At 62.3% G+C, this 21,984-nt stretch carries 17 protein-coding genes and 1 pseudogene; 4 read left to right on the forward strand and 14 right to left on the reverse strand.

What is annotated here, in order from left to right:
• Positions 1 to 92 precede the first annotated feature (92 nt).
• Both xerC (PDMSB3_RS35335) and PDMSB3_RS35340 read right to left on the reverse strand, forming a co-directional pair.
• Entirely contained in the window at positions 93 to 1,112 is a 1,020-nt protein-coding gene (gene xerC / locus PDMSB3_RS35335; RefSeq protein WP_165189548.1) for a site-specific tyrosine recombinase XerC, read from the reverse strand.
• Positions 1,112 to 4,129 carry a CHC2 zinc finger domain-containing protein gene (locus PDMSB3_RS35340; RefSeq protein WP_165189550.1) on the reverse strand — a complete coding sequence of 1,006 codons (3,018 nt, stop codon included), beginning with the start codon at positions 4,127 to 4,129 and terminating at the stop codon, positions 1,112 to 1,114. The genes xerC (PDMSB3_RS35335) and PDMSB3_RS35340 overlap by 1 nt, the downstream gene beginning before the upstream one ends.
• A 133-nt stretch (positions 4,130 to 4,262) precedes the next feature.
• Between PDMSB3_RS35340 and PDMSB3_RS35345 the strand changes: the two genes are divergently transcribed.
• A complete protein-coding gene (locus PDMSB3_RS35345) occupies positions 4,263 to 4,604 on the forward strand; it encodes a helix-turn-helix domain-containing protein (RefSeq protein WP_035516857.1) in 342 nt (113 codons plus the stop codon).
• A 78-nt stretch (positions 4,605 to 4,682) separates the two neighbouring features.
• Positions 4,683 to 4,916, forward strand: a complete 234-nt coding sequence (locus PDMSB3_RS35350; protein ID WP_165189552.1) for a SymE family type I addiction module toxin — start codon at positions 4,683 to 4,685, stop codon at positions 4,914 to 4,916.
• Positions 4,917 to 5,054: 138 nt separating this feature from the next.
• Here PDMSB3_RS35350 and PDMSB3_RS35355 read toward each other — a convergent pair whose 3' ends face one another.
• The 5 genes and pseudogenes from PDMSB3_RS35355 to PDMSB3_RS35375 form a co-directional block, all read right to left on the reverse strand.
• On the reverse strand, positions 5,055 to 5,477 hold the full coding sequence (locus tag PDMSB3_RS35355; protein WP_007178543.1) for a hypothetical protein: 423 nt from the start codon (positions 5,475 to 5,477) through the stop codon (positions 5,055 to 5,057).
• A gap of 36 nt (positions 5,478 to 5,513) precedes the next feature.
• Positions 5,514 to 5,978, reverse strand: a pseudogene (locus tag PDMSB3_RS35360) (RHS repeat-associated core domain-containing protein); the annotation flags it as partial.
• 190 nt (positions 5,979 to 6,168) lie between these two features.
• Positions 6,169 to 6,435, reverse strand: a complete 267-nt coding sequence (locus tag PDMSB3_RS35365; RefSeq protein ID WP_007178551.1) for a hypothetical protein — start codon at positions 6,433 to 6,435, stop codon at positions 6,169 to 6,171.
• An 841-nt stretch (positions 6,436 to 7,276) separates the two neighbouring features.
• Positions 7,277 to 8,338, reverse strand: a complete 1,062-nt coding sequence (gene xerC, locus PDMSB3_RS35370) for a site-specific tyrosine recombinase XerC (RefSeq protein WP_165189554.1) — start codon at positions 8,336 to 8,338, stop codon at positions 7,277 to 7,279.
• The gene (locus PDMSB3_RS35375) at positions 8,338 to 11,355 is read right to left on the reverse strand and encodes a CHC2 zinc finger domain-containing protein (protein ID WP_165189550.1); all 3,018 of its coding nucleotides are present in this window, start codon (positions 11,353 to 11,355) and stop codon (positions 8,338 to 8,340) included. Before PDMSB3_RS35375 ends, xerC (PDMSB3_RS35370) begins: the two co-directional genes overlap by 1 nt.
• Before the next feature lie 133 nt (positions 11,356 to 11,488).
• Here PDMSB3_RS35375 and PDMSB3_RS35380 point away from each other — a divergent pair, with 133 nt between their 5' ends.
• Complete coding sequence (locus PDMSB3_RS35380) at positions 11,489 to 11,830, forward strand: helix-turn-helix domain-containing protein (RefSeq protein ID WP_035516857.1); 342 nt, start codon at positions 11,489 to 11,491, stop codon at positions 11,828 to 11,830.
• Positions 11,831 to 11,908: 78 nt separating this feature from the next.
• Positions 11,909 to 12,142, forward strand: coding sequence for a SymE family type I addiction module toxin (locus tag PDMSB3_RS35385; protein WP_165189552.1), 234 nt, complete (start codon positions 11,909 to 11,911; stop codon positions 12,140 to 12,142).
• 103 nt (positions 12,143 to 12,245) lie between these two features.
• Here PDMSB3_RS35385 and PDMSB3_RS35390 read toward each other — a convergent pair whose 3' ends face one another.
• From PDMSB3_RS35390 to PDMSB3_RS35420, 7 genes are all read right to left on the reverse strand, one after another.
• On the reverse strand, positions 12,246 to 12,554 hold the full coding sequence (locus PDMSB3_RS35390; RefSeq protein WP_154872429.1) for a hypothetical protein: 309 nt from the start codon (positions 12,552 to 12,554) through the stop codon (positions 12,246 to 12,248).
• Positions 12,554 to 16,198, reverse strand: a complete 3,645-nt coding sequence (locus PDMSB3_RS35395; protein ID WP_165189556.1) for an RHS repeat-associated core domain-containing protein — start codon at positions 16,196 to 16,198, stop codon at positions 12,554 to 12,556. Before PDMSB3_RS35395 ends, PDMSB3_RS35390 begins: the two co-directional genes overlap by 1 nt.
• A 35-nt stretch (positions 16,199 to 16,233) precedes the next feature.
• Entirely contained in the window at positions 16,234 to 16,497 is a 264-nt protein-coding gene (locus PDMSB3_RS35400) for an RHS repeat domain-containing protein (RefSeq protein ID WP_232064410.1), read from the reverse strand.
• Positions 16,498 to 16,807: 310 nt separating this feature from the next.
• On the reverse strand, positions 16,808 to 18,211 hold the full coding sequence (locus tag PDMSB3_RS35405; protein WP_007178560.1) for an MFS transporter: 1,404 nt from the start codon (positions 18,209 to 18,211) through the stop codon (positions 16,808 to 16,810).
• A gap of 28 nt (positions 18,212 to 18,239) precedes the next feature.
• On the reverse strand, positions 18,240 to 19,505 hold the full coding sequence (locus PDMSB3_RS35410; protein ID WP_007178561.1) for an NAD(P)/FAD-dependent oxidoreductase: 1,266 nt from the start codon (positions 19,503 to 19,505) through the stop codon (positions 18,240 to 18,242).
• Entirely contained in the window at positions 19,498 to 20,463 is a 966-nt protein-coding gene (locus PDMSB3_RS35415; RefSeq protein WP_007178562.1) for a VOC family protein, read from the reverse strand. The genes PDMSB3_RS35410 and PDMSB3_RS35415 overlap by 8 nt, the downstream gene beginning before the upstream one ends.
• Before the next feature lie 26 nt (positions 20,464 to 20,489).
• Positions 20,490 to 21,980: an aldehyde dehydrogenase gene (locus PDMSB3_RS35420; protein WP_007178563.1), complete on the reverse strand. Its 1,491-nt coding sequence runs from the start codon at positions 21,978 to 21,980 to the stop codon at positions 20,490 to 20,492.
• Between the last annotated feature and the right edge of the window lie 4 nt (positions 21,981 to 21,984).

A 21,984-nucleotide genomic window follows, 5' to 3' on the forward strand; every position in this document is an offset into this window, starting at 1 on the left:
TTTTTAGATTCAGTCAGCCATCCTAAGCCCCGCCGATCCGGCGCCGCCGGCAGTTCCTCGTCTTCGGCGGCTACGCCGCCTCCGACTCATCACTACCGGCCAAGATGAATGTCGGTACACCGGACGTACTCATTGTCGCCCCCCAGCTTCAGTTTGCCGATCGCCACCTGCGTGTAGATCTGCGTGCTCGACAGGTCCGCATGGCCCAGCAGCGCCTGGATGAACCGGATATCCGCACCGTTCTCCAGCATGTGCGTCGCGCACGCGTGCCGCAACACATGACACGCCCCCTCTCGGATGCCCGCCCTCTCCATGTAACGCTTCACCAGATCAGACAGCCGTCCCTTGCCGAACGGCTCGCCGTAGTCCGTCAGGAACAGCGTCCATTCGTCGGCCCTCACCGCATGCGACGGCCGTATCCGGTCGCAGTACCACTCCACCCAGTAGCACGCACGCTCGCCCAGCGGGATATACCGGTCCCGCCGGCCCTTGCCCTGCCGGATCATCACCGTGCCGCCAGACAGATCGATGTCAGAGATCGTCAGCCCGATCAGTTCCATGCGCCGCATCCCCGTGCTGTACAGCACCTCGAGGATCGCGCGATCACGCGCCCCCGTCAGTCCGCCCACGTCCGGCTGATCCATCAGCCGCTCAACCTGCACCACCGACAGCACCACCTTCGGCAGCAGCTTCGGAGCGCGCGGCAGCACCAGCTCCGCCGCCGCGTTGTACTGCACGTGCTGCTCGCGCGAGAGCCACCGGCACCACCCGCGCAGCGGCGTGAGCATCGTCTGCTGCGTGCGGATCGTCAGCGGCTTGCCGTCCTGCTTGCGGTACAGGTACAGGTATCGCTGGTACGCCTCCAGCACCGAACGCGTGAGCTCCTGCGGACGGCTCAGGCTGCGCTCCGCGCACCACCGCACGAACCGCTCCAGCGCCACCAACCGGCTGCGCACCGTCTGCTCCGTGCGACCCGTCACCGCCAGCCAGTCCAGATACCCTTTAACAAACACCATCAGCGCGCTCTCCACGTGCTCAGGCGTGTGCACCGCGTCGCTGCGCTTCTTCCGCAGCTTGCGCTTCCTGCGTCGCACCACTTCACCGCTTTCCATCACATCGGCTCCCGCTGGTACGACGTACGCACTGCCACATCCGGTTTTTTATTCCCGTAGATATGCAGTTCTGCTTCGTTTCCCGACTCATCGCCGCACGGCCTTTCACCGCCTGAATCTGCGCGGTTTTGCACAGGGAGCAATGGGGGAGCAGAAGGGGAGTTCTGGCAGAGCGAACCGGGAGCGAACTCACCTTCACCGGGGGGCGAACTGCCAATCGTAGTCACATCCAGCAAACCCGCCAGGTGCGTCGCGTCGCTGCCGTCGCCGTCATACATCAGTTCGTATTCGAAGCTCTGCCCACGCTGCCCGCGGTGCGTCAGCAGGTATTCCAGTTCGACCAGCCGTTCAAGGTGCTTGCGCAGCGGCGTGTCACCGAGCCCCGTCCACTCCCGCACCTCGCGCCGGCTGAAGCGCACCGACGCACGCGGCAACGGCTTCGCCTTCACCGCCTGGGCAATCTCTTCCAGCACCCGCCGCGTCACCGGCGGCAACTCGTCCAGGCTCCGGCCCAGCACCTCATGCACCAGATGGTTTGCCTGTTCAATGTCGGCCAGCGTCACCTCGATATAGGCCAGCTCGGCCCCAGCATGCCGCACCGTTTTCACTTCCCGCTGGTACTGGTGCAGCAACGCAATCGTGTCGATCAGCGTCAGGTACTTTTCGTGGTCGCGGCGCATGCGCGTACGCTCCGACTGGAACGTCAACTGGTCCGCGTACGGATTCACCACAGCCAGCGGTTTCAGCAACCGTTGTGCGTTACGGTGTAACGACAGCACGCGCTCTTTCTGCGCCTTCAGCTTCAGCCCGTCGAGCGTCCGCTTGTGACGCTGCAGCCGGTGGATCGCCTCGGTCTGCTCACGTCCCTCGTCGACCGTCAGGATCAGGCAGCGGTTCAGCAGTTCCTCATCGATCTCGATCGCCGTCGTCGTCAGCATGATCGACACCGGACCCTCAACACGGTATTCCTGCGTCACCAGGTTGCCCGTCTGCGCATCCTTGCCCGTCGATGCAATCGTCAGCTCACCATCGCTTTGCAGCAGCTTTAACGCATACGCCGCACGGCTCGCCCCTTCCTCCTCGCAGATCGCCAGCACCTTGTGCTTCAGGTTCGTCTCGCCCATGTAAAAGAGACTCTGCCCGGTCATCGCCGAGTACTTGATCCGCTCCTCTTCCGGCACGAACGCCAGCACCGCATCCATCAGCGAGCTCTTGCCCGCCGCGCTCGAGCTCTGGACCACCACCGCCAGCGGCGTATCGAGTTTGCGCGACACCGCAGCCAGATACCCGATGAGCTTGTTCGTTTCCTCGCCCACCACGCCACACGCCGCGAAGTCCGTCACGATCCGCTCAAGCAGCGCCGGCGTGCGCAGCAGTTCGAGCGCCGCGCGCTCTTCATCGGCCCTCATCTGTGCGCCGGCCGCCGGCGCATCGGCCGCCGCCTGCAACATCTCCAGCTTCAGTAATACCCGCCCGAGGTCCGCCTTCACCACATCATCGGTCAGCCGCAACTCCGCCGCCGCCCGCGCGATGTAGTTCGCCCGCGCCTTCGCGTGGTACAGGTCGAACGTGTCGACGTGGAACCGCTCGCCCACGCTCGCCAGAACATTCACCTTCAGCACGCCCGCCGTCGCCTTCGCCCTGGCATCGAACCCGCGCACACGGTAGCGCACCGGATCCAGCGCGAACACGATCTCCGACCCACTCACCTCGCACGGGATATCGAATGCCGGCGCCGCGGGCTCAACGCTCGCCGGCAGCACGACCGCTTCTTTAGCGGCTAAAGAGGTGGGTGGTTCAGCGTTACGCGGTAACGGAGCCACCTCTGCCGCCAGCCCTGCAACCGGCACCGGCTTCGCGGCCCGCGCACTTCCAGCCGCTAACGAAGGAGTGGGCACCACCACCTCACGCACAGGCGCCGCCCCATTGCCGAGCCACTGCGCACGCCGCACCAGCACACCCAGGCTCTTCGCCGCTGGCGTCACCTTCAGCGCATATTCATTCGCGTCCAGTCCGTGCGGGAACTGCACCCGGTAGCATCCGATCCCCTCGACCGTGAGCCGCTGTGCCAGCTTCTGCGCGCCCGCATCGCCCGCCGCATCCCGGTCGTACGCGATGATGACCCGCTCGACGCCCTGCGCCCTGAACAGCGCAAGGTGATCCTCCGTGAACCCGTCCGCACCAAACGCGGCCGTCACATTCGTACACCCCGCACACCAGAACGTCAGCGCATCAATGACCGATTCGCACACGATCACTTCCCGCTGGCCACGCACACCGTCCGCGTTGAACACCCCGCGATGCGGCCCCGGCAGATACAGATGCTTCGGCAGGTTGCGCGCCTGGTTCTCCACAATCTTGCGCCCGTACAGCCCCGCAACATGCCCCGCTTCGTCACGCCACCCGAACACGATGCATCCGTTCAGGTGCTCATGACCGCTCTCGCGGATCACCCCGATTCGCTGCAGCCGCGTGCGGATCGCCTCGCCCGCAACACGATTTTTCTCAGGCAGCCGCAGCCCCAGCGTCCGGTTCGCAAACCCCAGCCTGAACGGTTCCACCGCCGCCGCAATGCCGCGCTTCTCCAGGTACGCCAGCGCCTCGGGCGAGCTCTTCAGGCTCTGATGGTAATAGTCCACCACCTGATCGAGCAGCGCCGCATCATCCACCTCCACCGACACCGGCGACTCCAGCGCGCGCACCGTCGTGCGCTCGCCCGCTTTGGCCGCTAAAGCAGGAATCCCCTCACGCAGCAGCTCCACCGCGTGCCGGAACGAGATCCCGTTCGCCTTCATCGCCCAGTCCACCGGACCACCGCCGAGCCCGCAGCCGAAGCAGTGCCACAGGTTCTTCGAAGGCGTCACCACCAGCGACGGCGTGCCGTCCTCATGGAACGGACAGCGCCCCCGCCAGTCGCGTCCCGACTTCACGAGCCCGATGCCGTGCGCGCGCACGAGCTGCTCCACCGACACCTCGGCCTTCAGGCGCTCAAGCTCTGCATCCGGAATACGGGCCATCAAACCGTCCTTTGGCTAAAACCTGTCAAGACTCTCTTGTTCTATATTTTAGTATCTTGTATGCTACCAATGTCAAGTTTGATGTTTTCGTGGGGATACGATCGTGGCGTTCTCGACTCACTGGTTTTCTACTATGAGCATCGCCGCACGACTCGCCACCCTGCGCAAGCAGAAGGGCCTGACACAGCAGGCACTGGCCGACGCCATCGGCCTGCACATCACCCAGATCAAGCGCTATGAAGCCGGTACCTCGCAACCGTCCCTGGAGGCTATCAAGAAGATTGCCAGGACCTTGCGTGTGACCACCGATTCCCTGATTTTTGAGGAAGAGGAGCTTGAGCCTGACGCCGATCTGGCCATGCAGTTCCAGGCCATCGCCAGCATGCCCAGGAAGCAGCAGTCCGTTATCAAGCAACTGCTCGAAGGCATGATCATCAAGTACGAGGCCGAACGATGGTCGTCCAGACTGAAGTGATGTAAACGCAGCGCGGGCAATGAGTGCGTCAACACTCACCGCCCGCTGACCACCACCAACTCACACAAGGAGTTGATCATGGCTGATGCCAATCATAAAGCACGTCCACCCGTCACCGAACGCTCTGTCACCATCCAGGAATCCTGGCGCTACCAGAAACCGGCACGCCTGCCCTTCCATATGCGCAAGGAGCCGGCCACCTTTCCGTGGATGAAGCTCTCCGGACGATGGATCGAAACCGCCGGCTTTGAGCCCGGACAGCGCGTGCGTATCACCGTCGAACACCAGAAACTCATCATTACGCCGCTTTAAATGCAGAAGGGCCGCGGCCCTTCTATCATGCATCAGGCAATTTCAAGGATTCGACCTACTTGTTCGGCACACCAGCAAAGTGGTTGCGCCAGTGGTCTTCGACATGTTCAAGTTGTGCCTTGGATTTGCAAGCCAACGCTATGCAGATTCACATTGCAAATCGACGTTTTTCGCAATCAAAAGCACACTTCCTCCGTAAATTGGCCGAATTTCCAGTAACACGCGTAGCGAATCCTGTATCTCACCGACTAGCCTTTCTACTACCTCACACAACGACGAATTATCTCCTGCTCGCGGCGATCGGCCCTGGAGCAAGGAGAGTATTTTCTCCTTGAGCTCTACAGCTTGTGCGCCGGCAGCAGACGAATCGTACACACGAATACTCTCGATTACGTTCTGCAACATCATTTCATCCAGCGAAAAATATTTCACACCGGATGCCGTCAGCAGCCATCGCGTCTTCTCATGGTCCAGAATTCTTATTAAGACGTTCCGTTCGCCTGCAACAGGTTCCACCGAAACGGAATAAAACTCGCACTCCATGAATTCGTCCCATTTCATGTCTGACCTCCAAGCAAAAACTTTCCACTCCGCAAATCAACCGTTTGGTAACGGACAAATATCGCGCCCCGGGTGCTCGCGCTTCCCGTCCGGCCACTCGTGAACATGCGGCCTCGGATAACCTTGATGCGGTTTATCAATGTCGAGGACAGGCTGTCCGTCGGGACCATATTTTCGAGAGCGATTTTCGCCATCGATCCACTCATTTGCCGGTCCCTTATTCGGTACGTCCTTCTCCCTGTTGGAAAGCGGACCAGATATCGAGTTCACCCAATCGGTAAACCACTGCGGAACACCACCTGACTGCCCACCCCCTCCACCTGGCATCGGACCCACTGGAATGGGGAACGCCATCTGCAACCCCTCCGGATCGCTGAACTGCACCGGATTCCCACCCACGTAAGCATACGCGTTCGTCTGCCCACTCGCCCAGCCTATGGGGTCCTCACTGATGAATCTTGCGGTCGCCGGGTTGTAGTAGCGGTTCCGATAGTAAACCAACGCCCCGACACGAATCCGCCCTCACACGGGCCGCTTTCCCTTATCCGGCAAGCTTTCCCCGCATATCGACTTCGCCGGCCAGAGAATTTTTTCCAGACGCGATTCTCGATTGATTCGTATCTCGAAACAAGTGTGGCTTCAGTGTCGTTACGCAGTAACAGGAGGGCCGCCGCCGTTACCGCGTAACGCCTCAGATATCCAGATTCAACCGTCCAGCGTAGTAATCAGCCTGCCCGCGGGGTAACTTCCCTGCCCGCTTCAGCGCCGCCTCTTCGGCCTGCACCAGCAGTCGCTCCAGCATCGCCCGTTGCGTGACGCCGTAACACGCAGCGACCCGCTCCAGTGCCCGCTTCGCATGCAGGTCAATCACCAGGCTCAACCGCTCGCCCTTGCCGTTCTCGTCCTTCAGATGCCGCTCACGATACGCCGCCTGCCGTTGCGCACTACTCATTGCCATGAAGCCTCCTCATTGATCGTTACGCAGTAACTCCAGCATGCCAGGTGTTACCGCGTAACGACACCTGGCCGGATGGGTAACGTTGCTGTCGCCCGCCGGGTTTGACGGCTCCCGAAGGGAGACGGCAAACCCGGCGGAACAGGGCCGTCGTGTCCCACTGCGCCAGAATCGCGCAAGCCTTCGTTACGCGGTAACGATGCCTCGCTGACCTCACGCGCTTACTCCGTCAGGGCCGCGCACCGCGCGCCGAAGGGCAGCCTTGACGGCCACCGGGTTCTACGCTCAGCAATGCGGTGCAAGACGACATGGCGGCTTGCACCGCATGCGAAGCACGCTTTGCGCTTTTTCGTTAGGGGTCTGTTTTCCGTTACGCAGTAACGGCACATTGGGGAGCCCCATGGGGGCGGACGGGAGGCAGGCTGCGAGCACGCAGCGAAGGCCGCACCGCGGCCGCAGCCCGCGCGCAGCAGACTGACGGGTGGGCGGGGCTCACTCCATGACCGGCCGCCTCGCGGCCCCTGACTTTGCCTTGCGCGCAGCGCCATGCATTGCTGTTGCGTGCACCAGGTTCCGGCCGCACAGCGGCCCTGATGTATTGCTGTGCGCCTCGCGCACCCGGCCGGGCCGGGGGCGCCAGACATAACGCAAATTAGCACCGGTTAGCGGGCCGGCCAACGGGACAGGTGGAGCGAGGCCGGCCCGCTAACCGGTGCTAATTTCTGAGCGTTATGTTTAATTGACTGGCCCGCAGGGGACAGGCAATTTACCCCCGGCCCCTCCAGGTCTCCGGCCGCAGGCCGCTGGATCTTCCTCACCATCGGACCGCCAGGTCCGCACTCCCTTATTCGGCGTCCCCGTCCGCTTCGGCCTCGATAGCGACTAGGAGGGAGAGCGCATCACGCTCCAGCTTCGCCGGATGCGTCGCCGCGTGGATCTCCTTCAGTTTCCCGATCGCCACCTGCGTGTAGATCTGCGTGCTCGACAGGTCCGCATGGCCCAGCAGCGCCTGGATGAACCGGATATCCGCACCGTTCTCCAGCATGTGCGTCGCGCACGCGTGCCGCAGCACGTGACACGCCCCCTCTCGGATGCCCGCCCTCTCCATGTAACGCTTCACCAGATCAGACAGCCGTCCCTTGCCGAACGGCTCGCCGTAGTCCGTCAGGAACAGCGTCCATTCGTCGGCCCTCACCGCATGCGACGGCCGTATCCGGTCGCAGTACCACTCCACCCAGTAGCACGCACGCTCGCCCAGCGGGATATACCGGTCCCGCCGGCCCTTGCCCTGCCGGATCATCACCGTGCCGCCAGACAGATCGATGTCAGAGATCGTCAGCCCGATCAGTTCCATGCGCCGCATCCCCGTGCTGTACAGCACCTCGAGGATCGCGCGATCACGCGCCCCCGTCAGTCCGCCCACGTCCGGCTGATCCATCAGCCGCTCAACCTGCACCACCGACAGCACCACCTTCGGCAGCAGCTTCGGAGCGCGCGGCAGCACCAGCTCCGCCGCCGCGTTGTACTGCACGTGCTGCTCGCGCGAGAGCCACCGGCACCACCCGCGCAGCGGCGTGAGCATCGTCTGCTGCGTGCGGATCGTCAGCGGCTTGCCGTCCTGCTTGCGGTACAGGTACAGGTATCGCTGGTACGCCTCCAGCACCGAACGCGTGAGCTCCTGCGGACGGCTCAGGCTGCGCTCCGCGCACCACCGCACGAACCGCTCCAGCGCCACCAACCGGCTGCGCACCGTCTGCTCCGTGCGACCCGTCACCGCCAGCCAGTCCAGATACCCTTTAACAAACACCATCAGCGCGCTCTCCACGTGCTCAGGCGTGTGCACCGCGTCGCTGCGCTTCTTCCGCAGCTTGCGCTTCCTGCGTCGCACCACTTCACCGCTTTCCATCACATCGGCTCCCGCTGGTACGACGTACGCACTGCCACATCCGGTTTTTTATTCCCGTAGATATGCAGTTCTGCTTCGTTTCCCGACTCATCGCCGCACGGCCTTTCACCGCCTGAATCTGCGCGGTTTTGCACAGGGAGCAATGGGGGAGCAGAAGGGGAGTTCTGGCAGAGCGAACCGGGAGCGAACTCACCTTCACCGGGGGGCGAACTGCCAATCGTAGTCACATCCAGCAAACCCGCCAGGTGCGTCGCGTCGCTGCCGTCGCCGTCATACATCAGTTCGTATTCGAAGCTCTGCCCACGCTGCCCGCGGTGCGTCAGCAGGTATTCCAGTTCGACCAGCCGTTCAAGGTGCTTGCGCAGCGGCGTGTCACCGAGCCCCGTCCACTCCCGCACCTCGCGCCGGCTGAAGCGCACCGACGCACGCGGCAACGGCTTCGCCTTCACCGCCTGGGCAATCTCTTCCAGCACCCGCCGCGTCACCGGCGGCAACTCGTCCAGGCTCCGGCCCAGCACCTCATGCACCAGATGGTTTGCCTGTTCAATGTCGGCCAGCGTCACCTCGATATAGGCCAGCTCGGCCCCAGCATGCCGCACCGTTTTCACTTCCCGCTGGTACTGGTGCAGCAACGCAATCGTGTCGATCAGCGTCAGGTACTTTTCGTGGTCGCGGCGCATGCGCGTACGCTCCGACTGGAACGTCAACTGGTCCGCGTACGGATTCACCACAGCCAGCGGTTTCAGCAACCGTTGTGCGTTACGGTGTAACGACAGCACGCGCTCTTTCTGCGCCTTCAGCTTCAGCCCGTCGAGCGTCCGCTTGTGACGCTGCAGCCGGTGGATCGCCTCGGTCTGCTCACGTCCCTCGTCGACCGTCAGGATCAGGCAGCGGTTCAGCAGTTCCTCATCGATCTCGATCGCCGTCGTCGTCAGCATGATCGACACCGGACCCTCAACACGGTATTCCTGCGTCACCAGGTTGCCCGTCTGCGCATCCTTGCCCGTCGATGCAATCGTCAGCTCACCATCGCTTTGCAGCAGCTTTAACGCATACGCCGCACGGCTCGCCCCTTCCTCCTCGCAGATCGCCAGCACCTTGTGCTTCAGGTTCGTCTCGCCCATGTAAAAGAGACTCTGCCCGGTCATCGCCGAGTACTTGATCCGCTCCTCTTCCGGCACGAACGCCAGCACCGCATCCATCAGCGAGCTCTTGCCCGCCGCGCTCGAGCTCTGGACCACCACCGCCAGCGGCGTATCGAGTTTGCGCGACACCGCAGCCAGATACCCGATGAGCTTGTTCGTTTCCTCGCCCACCACGCCACACGCCGCGAAGTCCGTCACGATCCGCTCAAGCAGCGCCGGCGTGCGCAGCAGTTCGAGCGCCGCGCGCTCTTCATCGGCCCTCATCTGTGCGCCGGCCGCCGGCGCATCGGCCGCCGCCTGCAACATCTCCAGCTTCAGTAATACCCGCCCGAGGTCCGCCTTCACCACATCATCGGTCAGCCGCAACTCCGCCGCCGCCCGCGCGATGTAGTTCGCCCGCGCCTTCGCGTGGTACAGGTCGAACGTGTCGACGTGGAACCGCTCGCCCACGCTCGCCAGAACATTCACCTTCAGCACGCCCGCCGTCGCCTTCGCCCTGGCATCGAACCCGCGCACACGGTAGCGCACCGGATCCAGCGCGAACACGATCTCCGACCCACTCACCTCGCACGGGATATCGAATGCCGGCGCCGCGGGCTCAACGCTCGCCGGCAGCACGACCGCTTCTTTAGCGGCTAAAGAGGTGGGTGGTTCAGCGTTACGCGGTAACGGAGCCACCTCTGCCGCCAGCCCTGCAACCGGCACCGGCTTCGCGGCCCGCGCACTTCCAGCCGCTAACGAAGGAGTGGGCACCACCACCTCACGCACAGGCGCCGCCCCATTGCCGAGCCACTGCGCACGCCGCACCAGCACACCCAGGCTCTTCGCCGCTGGCGTCACCTTCAGCGCATATTCATTCGCGTCCAGTCCGTGCGGGAACTGCACCCGGTAGCATCCGATCCCCTCGACCGTGAGCCGCTGTGCCAGCTTCTGCGCGCCCGCATCGCCCGCCGCATCCCGGTCGTACGCGATGATGACCCGCTCGACGCCCTGCGCCCTGAACAGCGCAAGGTGATCCTCCGTGAACCCGTCCGCACCAAACGCGGCCGTCACATTCGTACACCCCGCACACCAGAACGTCAGCGCATCAATGACCGATTCGCACACGATCACTTCCCGCTGGCCACGCACACCGTCCGCGTTGAACACCCCGCGATGCGGCCCCGGCAGATACAGATGCTTCGGCAGGTTGCGCGCCTGGTTCTCCACAATCTTGCGCCCGTACAGCCCCGCAACATGCCCCGCTTCGTCACGCCACCCGAACACGATGCATCCGTTCAGGTGCTCATGACCGCTCTCGCGGATCACCCCGATTCGCTGCAGCCGCGTGCGGATCGCCTCGCCCGCAACACGATTTTTCTCAGGCAGCCGCAGCCCCAGCGTCCGGTTCGCAAACCCCAGCCTGAACGGTTCCACCGCCGCCGCAATGCCGCGCTTCTCCAGGTACGCCAGCGCCTCGGGCGAGCTCTTCAGGCTCTGATGGTAATAGTCCACCACCTGATCGAGCAGCGCCGCATCATCCACCTCCACCGACACCGGCGACTCCAGCGCGCGCACCGTCGTGCGCTCGCCCGCTTTGGCCGCTAAAGCAGGAATCCCCTCACGCAGCAGCTCCACCGCGTGCCGGAACGAGATCCCGTTCGCCTTCATCGCCCAGTCCACCGGACCACCGCCGAGCCCGCAGCCGAAGCAGTGCCACAGGTTCTTCGAAGGCGTCACCACCAGCGACGGCGTGCCGTCCTCATGGAACGGACAGCGCCCCCGCCAGTCGCGTCCCGACTTCACGAGCCCGATGCCGTGCGCGCGCACGAGCTGCTCCACCGACACCTCGGCCTTCAGGCGCTCAAGCTCTGCATCCGGAATACGGGCCATCAAACCGTCCTTTGGCTAAAACCTGTCAAGACTCTCTTGTTCTATATTTTAGTATCTTGTATGCTACCAATGTCAAGTTTGATGTTTTCGTGGGGATACGATCGTGGCGTTCTCGACTCACTGGTTTTCTACTATGAGCATCGCCGCACGACTCGCCACCCTGCGCAAGCAGAAGGGCCTGACACAGCAGGCACTGGCCGACGCCATCGGCCTGCACATCACCCAGATCAAGCGCTATGAAGCCGGTACCTCGCAACCGTCCCTGGAGGCTATCAAGAAGATTGCCAGGACCTTGCGTGTGACCACCGATTCCCTGATTTTTGAGGAAGAGGAGCTTGAGCCTGACGCCGATCTGGCCATGCAGTTCCAGGCCATCGCCAGCATGCCCAGGAAGCAGCAGTCCGTTATCAAGCAACTGCTCGAAGGCATGATCATCAAGTACGAGGCCGAACGATGGTCGTCCAGACTGAAGTGATGTAAACGCAGCGCGGGCAATGAGTGCGTCAACACTCACCGCCCGCTGACCACCACCAACTCACACAAGGAGTTGATCATGGCTGATGCCAATCATAAAGCACGTCCACCCGTCACCGAACGCTCTGTCACCATCCAGGAATCCTGGCGCTACCAGAAACCGGCACGCCTGCCCTTCCATATGCGCAAGGAGCCGGCCACCTTTCCGTGGATGAAGCTCTCCGGACGATGGATCGAAACCGCCGGCTTTGAGCCCGGACAGCGCGTGCGTATCACCGTCGAACACCAGAAACTCATCATTACACCGCTTTAAATACAGAAGGGCCGCAAATGCGGCCCCTCGTTCAGATTGCAACTTCAGACTTATGCTAGCAATGCCCAACAGGACACTGTCTTCCAGTGGCATTCATACATAACTACCGAAGATTGGAACCATCAGGATTGGTAGCTTCCTCATCTCGCCTTGTCGGGTAGTATGCCTTCTTCTCTTCAAGTTCATAGAAGATGATCCCGTGAATGCCACAAGCTTCCGCTTTTTTGACCCGACGTTGCCAGATACTTTTGAATGCCACGTCAAGCAACCGTTGATCTCCTCCCGCGTAAACCTCATCAATAAAGGCAATGTCGGTTCCACCTGGAAACAGCAAAGCAAACTCTTCATCGGTAGCAGAGAATATGTCATAAACGCAATTCTGTGCCCCATCAATGATCTGAATGTTCTTCATCACTGCCTTGCAGGTCTGACGTTTCTGTTACGTCCCCCGGGAGATTGAACATCCCAATGTGGACCGCCGTGGGCATTGCCGCCCTGTCCGGTCGGACACCAGACGTCCCCACTGGAATCTTCCCATCCCCACGCAGAACCTCCCTTTCCCGGATTTGGATTGGGTACCCAATTTTCACCATTCTTGGGATCTTGATACCCATCCGCCGCTGAGGGCTTACCGGGCGCCTTCGGTCCGTTCGGATCGTAGGCATTTGCCGGCGGCTTCACCCATGTTGGTCCGCTGACCAGATCGTTAAACCACCGCGGGACACCACCAGCCTGCCCACCCCCTCCACCTGGCATCGGACCCACTGGAATGGGGAACGCCATCTGCAACCCCTCCGGATCGCTGAACTGCACCGGATTCCCACCCACGTAAGCATACGCGTTCGTCTGCCCACTTGCCCAGCCTATGGGGTCCTCACTGATGAATCTTGCGGTCGCCGGGTTGTAGTAGCGGTTCCGATAGTAATACAACCCCGTCCCATCATTCTCCCGCCCGGTGTACTGCTGCGGGTTGGGATCGGCAACACCTGTCTGAACAGTCGCGCCGTATGGCTCATAGCTGTACTGCGTCTGACTTTGCTGATCCGCATCCGTGAGCGCGATCACATTATTATTCGCATCGCGCAGCACATACCTGTCCAGGCTCGCGTCGTCACCAATACGCCGGAACGTCAGCTCATCCGGGCCGCCTGCCTGATAAGGCGAGAACATGCGAATACGCTGTGACCAGTCACCATCCGGCACCATGAAGTTCAGTTCATCGCCAATCCAGGCCGTCTGCATGCGGTGGCCATCGACCGTGCGATCGTTGCGCCGGCCGAACATGTCGTAACTGAAGCTGGCCGTCACGCCGCCGCTGATCTGCCTCAGCAGATTCTGCTCGTTCCAGCCAAATTGATTCACACCATCGCTAGCGAGATTGCCGTTCAGGTCGTACGACAGTGTCTTCCCCGCCCAGCGCGTCAACTGATTCGCGCCGTTGTACTGCGCGTCACTCACCGCCTGCGGCAGGTTGACCTTCGCAAGACTGCCACCTGCTCTGGTGCGCCGGCCTGCAAGGTCGTAGCCATATGTCAGGTCGCCCAGTACGTTTCCGTCAGCACGCCTGTAGGTGATGCCCGTTAACTGGCTCGCGGCGTCCCACGTATAGGTTGCCACGATGCCATTGGCAAACGTGACCTGACCGGGCCGCCCCAGCGGGTCGTACGCGTAATTGAACGTGCGTGGCGCTTCATCATTTACCTCATACTGGATCTGGGTCACCCGATGTTCCGCGTCACGGCTGTAGTTCACCGTTGCGCGATCCATATCGATGCCGGCCAGATCACGGGTGTCGGGCGCGTAGCGATACGTCCAGATTCCTTGAAACGTCGGGATCTCCAATGCGCGGACCAGCTTGCCGGTAAGGCTGTCGTAGTGGAATACCGTATCGACTTCCTTCTGGTGCCGACCGTCCGCGGTAGGAATGAAGTCGCGCGTGCCGTTCAGCTTGTCGAGTGCATCGTTCCAGCCATACGCCCAGCTTCGAACCGGCAACGCGCCAGGCTCCGTCCGGAAGTCCGTCTGCAAAGCGCGGCCAGCGGCATCGTAGGTGTAGCTCGTCACCTGACCTTTACGGTCAGTTAACGACTCGATCTGTCCGGCGCTGTTCCACGTATACGTTTCACTGTGCCCCAACGGATCGGTTTTAGTGCGCGGGCGGCCAATCGCGTCGTACGTGTAGCGCGTCGTGACACCCTTTGGATCGACCTGACTGAGCAGGTGAGCGCCACTGTCCCATGTGAAGTGGCTCACCCCGCCTGCGGCGTCGGTGACATCCGTAGTCCGGTCCAGTGCATCGAGCGTGCGCCACGTCCTATTGCCGAGCGGATCCTGTACCGCCGTCAACCGGCCGGCGGCATCAGTCGTGAATTGGGTAGTACGGTTTAGTGGATCCGTGACACTGGTCAGATCAGCGCCGGTCCAGACATATTTCGTCAAGCCCTTCAGGGCATCGGTCACCGTAAGAGGGCGCCCACGGCTATCGTTCGTCAGCGTCGTACGGTTACCGAGCCGGTCCGTGACCGTCAGGAGATTGCCTTTCGCGTCGTACGCGTAGATCGTGCTCACGCCGCGCTGCGGGTCGCCGGCCTGTGCCTCCGTGAGCAGCCGACTGTAACTGTCGAAGCTACGCGTAACCAGCGTGCCGTATTGATCGGCCTCGCCGATGCGGTTGCCATTCGTGTCATAGGCGTAGCTGTACTGGCGATCCGCCCATGTGCGGTTCGTCACCCGACCGGTGGCGTCATACGCATAGGTCTGGACCTGGACAATGTCGAGCCCGGCTGGATAGGTATTGCGCAAGACGTGGCCGCTCGCATCGAATTCCAGCCGGCGAACACTGCCGCGGCGGTCCGTCACTTCGGTCTGCACAACCTTGCCGTTGACCACCGTGTATGCGAAGCCGAACGTACTGTTGTCAGCGAGCTTCTGCGAGACAACGCGGTCCTTCAGGTCGCGCCCATTCCCGTAAGTATTGTTCACCTGAACGTTGCCCAGAGGATCGGTGACAGTGACAAGACGGCTCTGGTTGTCCCAGCCGTATCGCCATACACCACCGCCCGCGTCCGTGAACTGGATCAGCCGGTCCTGACCGTCGTACTGGTAGTTCACTTGACGTTTGAGCGGATCGCTGACGCGCGAAACCAGCGGCGTGCCGCGGCTGCCAGTGACCGAAGTGAAATCGAGCAATCGGCCGTTCGGGCTGCTGACGGTCATGACCGCGCCCGTTTTGCTGTCGCGTGCGATCACGACAGCGTTGCCATTGCGGTCCTGCAACCGGACCAGACGATAGACGCCGGCAATCATCGTGAACTGCTGAGTCCGCCCATCGCGCAACGTCAGCGTCATGCCCGAACTGCCGACGGCATCGATCCGCGCGCGGTAGTACTCTCCCGGGCTTGTCAGGTCGTCCCAGATCTTGCTGCTACCCGCGCGCGGCGTGAACGGCACGCGAATGCCTGACGCCTCGCGCAACTCGAACCGCTGACGATCAGTGCTCATGGCAAGGATCGTGTCGTAGGTAAAACTCATCCCGACGCCAAAGGCACCGGCCAACGGATTGCCCGACGCATCGTAAGCGCCGCTACGGTAGACCCGCGTGAGATCAAGGCTTCCGGCTGTATCTGCAACCGACAGGTCATGCGCGTACTGGTAGAACTGGCCTGTGTACAGGTTCACCGGATCGGCGCCCGAGGTGCTGTTGCCACAACCGGCCGTGGCGTCGCTCGAACAGTCGTTCCCTCCCACGTCGGGCATGCTGCCTTCAGGCGACGCTGGTTCGGTGGTGTCGGTCCCCGCCGGGCCGCTGCAATATTCCGCGATCACGTTTGGATCGCCACACACGTAACCGCCCATGCCGCCGAAGTCGGCGGCCGCCGCCTTCAGCGGACATTGCGGATCGGCGGGATAAGCACCAGCGGCAATGTATCGGCTGTTGCAATAGTCGTTGGCATGCGCATGCGGCACCACGAACCACGACAGCAACATGAAGAACAGCAACAGAACGAACGGACGCCGCAGCGCACGACGCGCCACCAGGGCATCAAAGACTTGCATGGGGTTCCCGGGAGGAAAAGAGGTGACGCGCTCGGCTAGCGCAGGCTGGTTGCCGTAGAGGCGAGCGCGGAAACGGGGACTTGAGCGCCAGAAGATTGCGCAGCCGTCGCGCCGGGCGCAGAAGACGTGGAGGACACCATTGCCTGCCGACGGATCGCCGTTATATTGCCCGCCGCGTCGTAGTCGTAATACGCGGTTGCGCCCGCCACGGAAACAGACGTGAGCCTGCCCAGTGCGTCGTATCCGTAAGTGATCTCGTCAGCGTACGCGGGCATGGCCGAAGCCAACAGACCGGCCATCGCAGCCACCGCGCCGCCATTCGCAACCCGCCGCGCGCGGTGGAAAAGGCACCGGCATCGAAACGAATTTTTTATCGATATCACCATTACACCAACCTGTAGTTTTGCTAACTACCTAGACGATACCGAAAGCTGAATCCGATTTATAGCGGATCGATCTTCAATTGAATTAGGAAACTTCCCGCACCTACCCACCCCGAAAACGAAAGGGCGCACCACCCGGTGCGCCCCTCGTCTCCCTGCTATCGCGGCATTACAACATCAACCGCCCACCAAACTCATTCCCGCCTCAAACCGAAATCGGCAAACCTCAAGCCTCGAGTTGCTCCAGCACCTTGCCCTTGGTTTCAATCCCAAGAAAATGCACCGCCACCGCCGCGAGGAACGGCACGGCCGCAAGAATATAAAACGCTACCTGCAAGTTCCCGCCGATCATCGTCTTGGACACGATAGCGGGAGCAAAGATCGCCGCGACCTTCAACCACGCGCCGCCGACACCGCAACCCATCGCACGGATGCTGGTCGGATACAGCTCCGGCGTATACACATAGGCCGTAATAAAACCGCACGCGAGAAAGCCCAGCGAGAATGCACAGAACGTCGCCACCACATACACCGACGAATCGTGGAAAACGCCCGCCAGCAGCAACGACAGCGCACATGCCACGAACGACAGATTGATGATCGGCTTACGCCCCACCTTGTCGACCAGCAACGCACAGGTCAGCGAACCCACCACGCCGAGCACCGAAGCCGCCACCGCCAGATTCAGCGCGAGTTGCAGCGGCGCGTGATAGATCGTGCGATAGATGGTCGGCAGCCACGTCGAGAGGCCGTATTGAATGAAACCGCAGGTGATCCACAGCATCGCCACGGCCAGCGTGCGCTTGAGGTACGCGGGACCGAACAGGTCACTCATGCGGCGCTTCGGGTGACGATTGGCCATCGCCTCGAATTCGGCCGAATGCGTCACCGGCGGAAGCGGACCTTTGACCGCACGTTCGAACGCATGCACCGCCGTGTCCGCATCGGCCATCCGTTCACGTTCGGCGAGCCAGCGCGGCGATTCGGGCACCAGTTTGCGCAGCACGAAGAACAGGATCAACGGCATGCCGCCGATAAAGTACATGGCTTGCCAACCGAAACGCGGCACGATCCACGCACCCAATGCGTTCGAAGCGAGCAGGCCGACCGGAAAGACGATTTCATACAGCAGCACGAAACGTCCCCGTCCATGCGCCCGGCTGATCTCATTGATGTAAGTCGCGGCCACCGGCAATTCACCGCCGAGCCCGAGCCCCTGAATCACGCGTAATACAACGAACGCCGCGAACGTCGGCGCAAAACCGCATGCAATGCTGGTGATGCCGATAATCCCCGAACTCAACGCGATCGCCTTCACGCGTCCGCTGCGCTCCGCGTACCACGGAAAGACGAACGCGCCGATCAGTTGTCCGACCGAACCGGAGCCGATCAGAAAGCCGATTTCCCACGGCGTCAGATGCCACTTCGCGATCAGGATCGGCAACGTGGCCGCGATCGCGATCACGTCGAAGCCGTCGAAGAACGTCGCGAGACCGATCAGTATGCGCGCGCGCACCTGCATCGCGTTTCTGGGCAAGCGTTCGAGACGCGCGATGATCGAGCCCCGGGTCGCAGGGCCTGAGACACCGGCGCTGCTGCGGTCCCCCATGGTGTTGTCGATGGTTCTCATGCCGTTGTGCCGTCCGTCGTAGGTGTGGTTAGGCAAGCGCCGTTGTGGCGTCGGTTAGGGTCGCAAGGTCGATGGTCCGGCCTTGGTTCATCCATTTGCGCGACAGTTTCAGTTCGCGCGGTGTGTTGATCGCGATCACGCCGCGAATCGCACTGTCTTCCAGATAAAACAGCGTGGCGCGTTTGCCCGGCAAATCGCCGCGCACAGCCAATTGCGCGTCGCCCGGAATGTCGCCGAGAATCTGCAGATTCACGTCGTACTGATCGGACCAGAACCACGGAATATCCGCGTAAGGTTCGAAGATGCCGAGCAATGCCTTGGCGGCGGCAATCGCCTGGTTTTGCGCGTTGGCCCACGATTCGAGCCGCACGCGGCGCTTGAGCCACGCGCTCGGATGATTGGCGACGTCGCCGCACGCGAAAATACGCGGGTCGTCGGTGGCGCCGAAGTGATCGACCACGATGCCGTCTTCCACCTTCACGCCGGCGGCTTGCGCCAACGCCGTGTGCGGCGTGAGACCGATACCGGCCACCGCAAAATCGGCGTCGAGCGTCGAGCCGTCCGCGAATGTGGCGCGCATGCGGGTGGCGTCGTTCGGATGATCTTCGAGCGACACGAGCGTGGCGTTCAGCCGCACGTCCACGCCATTCGCGCGATGCAGGTCGAGCAGGAAGCCGGACACCATCGGCGGCAACGAACGTGCGCACAGACGCGGCGCACCTTCCACCACGGTGGCTTCAACGCCGAGCTTGCGCGCGGTGGCCGCGACTTCGAGGCCAATCCAGCCGCCGCCCACCACCAGTACGCGTTTGCTGGCACGCAGCCGCTCGCCCAAGGCGACTGCTTCGTCGAGCGTGCGCAGGTAGGCGACGTGCGAGGTCTTCACGAGCGACTCCGGCAACTTGCGCGCCGCGCCGCCGGTCGCGATCACCAGGCGGTCGTATTGCACTTCGCGGCCCGATTGCGTGCGCACGATGCGCTGTTCGCGATCGATCGAAGTCGCGCAATCCGGTTGCCACGCCTCGACGTTCAGCGCTTCGAAGTCGTCGGGCTTGACGAGCCGCACGGTGTCGATATCCGCTTCGCCCGCCAGCACCGCTTTCGACAGCGGCGGGCGTTCGTACGGCAGATGGACTTCGTCGGCGATCATCACGAGGCGGCCGTCGAAGCCTTCCTTGCGCAAGGTTTTCACGACCCAGCCGGCCGCCTGACCGCCGCCGATCACGACGATCGTGCGCGGCGCTTCGAGTCCGGCATGGGCGGCTTGCGCCTTTGCAGCGGCAGCGTCAGTCATTTTTCCGCTCCGTCATGAACTTGCCCTCGGGCGCCTTCGCATTTTTCTGGCGCCGCGTATTGCCATCGATGCCGCCGTCGATCGCCCATTCTGCGAACACGGTCGGACCCGGTTCGAAATCGCGCGGCTGCCATTCGGGCGTAAGTTGGTCTTCGTCGGCGTAGTACTCGATCAGGCCGCCAGCCGGATTCTGGAAATACCAGAAGTAAGCCGACGACACCGGATGACGCCCCGGCCCGAGCTGCGTGTCCCAGCCGCAGCGGCTGATATGCATGCCGCCGCCGAACACTTCATGGATATCGCGCACGGTGAACGCTACGTGGTTCAGGCCGCGCTTACCGTTCGGCAACGCCAGCAGGAAAATGTCGTGGTGCCCGCCGTGCGGCGCGCAGCGCATGAACGCGCCGCGGCCCGGATAACGGTCCGACATTTCGAAGCCCAGCAGTTCGTGATAGAACTTTTCCTGTTCGGCGAGACGGTTCGTGAAGAACACCACGTGGCCCACTTCGACCGGCTCGGCGCGCTCATAAATCGGCGACGGCTGATCGACGCGCAACGTCTGGCCCCACACGTTCGACGGCGAACCGTGAATGTCGAGCGCACGCTTGCGAGTCACTTCAACACGAACCGCCATGCCGTTCGGGTCGATGCAGCCGACGGCGTCGTCGGTTTCGAAATGGCCCGGCTGGCCGTCAAAGCGGCCGCGCAGTTCGTCGAGTTCAGCTTTGGTTGCCACGCCCCAGGTCACTTCGCGCAGCGTCGGGCCTTCTTCGAACGCGGGCGGCAGCGACGGATCGTTTGCATTCACGACGAGAACCGTGCAGCCGTTCAGCGTTTCGAAGCGCGCCTGGGTTTCGTCGTGTGCGACTTCCTTCAGGCCCCAGTCCGCAAAAAAGCGGCGGCAGGCGGCGAGGTCCGTCACGCCGTAAATAATCTGTTCAATGCCGAGAATCGTCATAACGTGCCTCTTGCGTATCCTGCGTATTAGTTCGCCCACGCCAGCGGCGCGTCGTTCAAGCCCCAGTAGAGGCTCTTCTGTTGCATGTATTCGCGGATGCCGAGCCGGCCTTTCTCGCGTCCCATGCCGCTCTCTTTCCAGCCGCTGAACGGTGTCGAGATCGAGAACAGTTTGTAGGTGTTGATCCAGATGGTGCCGGCTTCGAGTGCGCGGGCAATCCGGTAGGCGCGCTTGTAGTCGCGCGTCCAGATGCCGGCAGCGAGGCCGAATACGCTGTTGTTCGCTTCTTTCAGCAACGAGGCTTCGTCGTCGAACGGCATAGCCACCAGCACTGGGCCGAAGATTTCTTCCTGGCAGATGCGGGCGTTGTTGGTCAGGCCTTCGAGAATCGTCGGCTGAAAATACGTGCCTGCTTCGCGGCCGTCGCCGACGGGGCGCTCGCCGCCGCACAGCAGACGGCCGCCCTCTTCCAGACCGAGCGCGACATAACGCTCGACGGTTTCGCGATGCGCCGCCGTGATCAGCGGACCCATCTGTGTTTCGGAACGCGACGGGTCGCCCACGCGCAGCTTGCGCGCGCCGTCCGCGAGACGCTTCATGAAGGTGTCGTAAATGGAGCGCTGCACGAACAGGCGTGAACCCGCAATGCACGCTTCGCCCGACGAACTGAAAATGCCGTACAGCACGCCGTTGACCGCGTGATCGAGATCGGCGTCGTCGAATACGACGGTCGGCGACTTGCCGCCGAGTTCCAAAGACACCGGCATCAACTTGTCCGCCGCGATGCGCGCAATGCCGCGGCCCACTTCGGTGCCGCCCGTGAACGACACCTTCTTCACCAGCGGATGACGCACCAGCACGTCACCGATCACCGAGCCTTTTCCAGGCAACACACTTAGAACGCCCTTCGGCACGCCAGCCTCTTCGCAGATGCGCGCCAATGCCAGCGAGACCAGCGGCGTCACTTCAGCCGGCTTCAGCACCACGGCGTTGCCGCCCGCGAGTGCCGGCGCGAGCTTTTGCGCGTCCGAAGCAATCGGCGAGTTCCACGGCGTAATCGCGGCGATCACGCCGATCGGCTCATAGATGCTCATGGTCAGATAGTCGCCGCGCGAGGGCGTGACTTCTTCGTCGAGCGTTTCGAGGCAGGCCGCGAAATAACGGAACGTATTCGCGGCGCTCGCCACCAGTACGCGCGTTTCGCCGATCGGCTTGCCATTGTCGCGACGCTGCAATTGCGCGAGCGCTTCATGGCGCGCCATGATCAGATCGGCGATGCGGTACAGAATCAGCGCGCGTTGATGCGGCTTCAGCCCCGACCAGTCCGCGCGGCGCCATGCGATGTCGGCGGCTTCCACGGCGTCGCGGGCGTCGTCGGCATTGGCCGTCGAGATTTCCATGTTGACCGACTGATCCGCCGGATACAGGCTTTTGTACGGGTTGCCACGCCCTTGCCGCCATTCGCCGCCGATGAAAATATCGCCGGTGGGCACGAGGCTGGTATCGAAGTGAGTCATGTCG

Source organism: Paraburkholderia dioscoreae (assembly GCF_902459535.1).
Classification (GTDB): Bacteria; Pseudomonadota; Gammaproteobacteria; order Burkholderiales; family Burkholderiaceae; genus Paraburkholderia; species Paraburkholderia dioscoreae.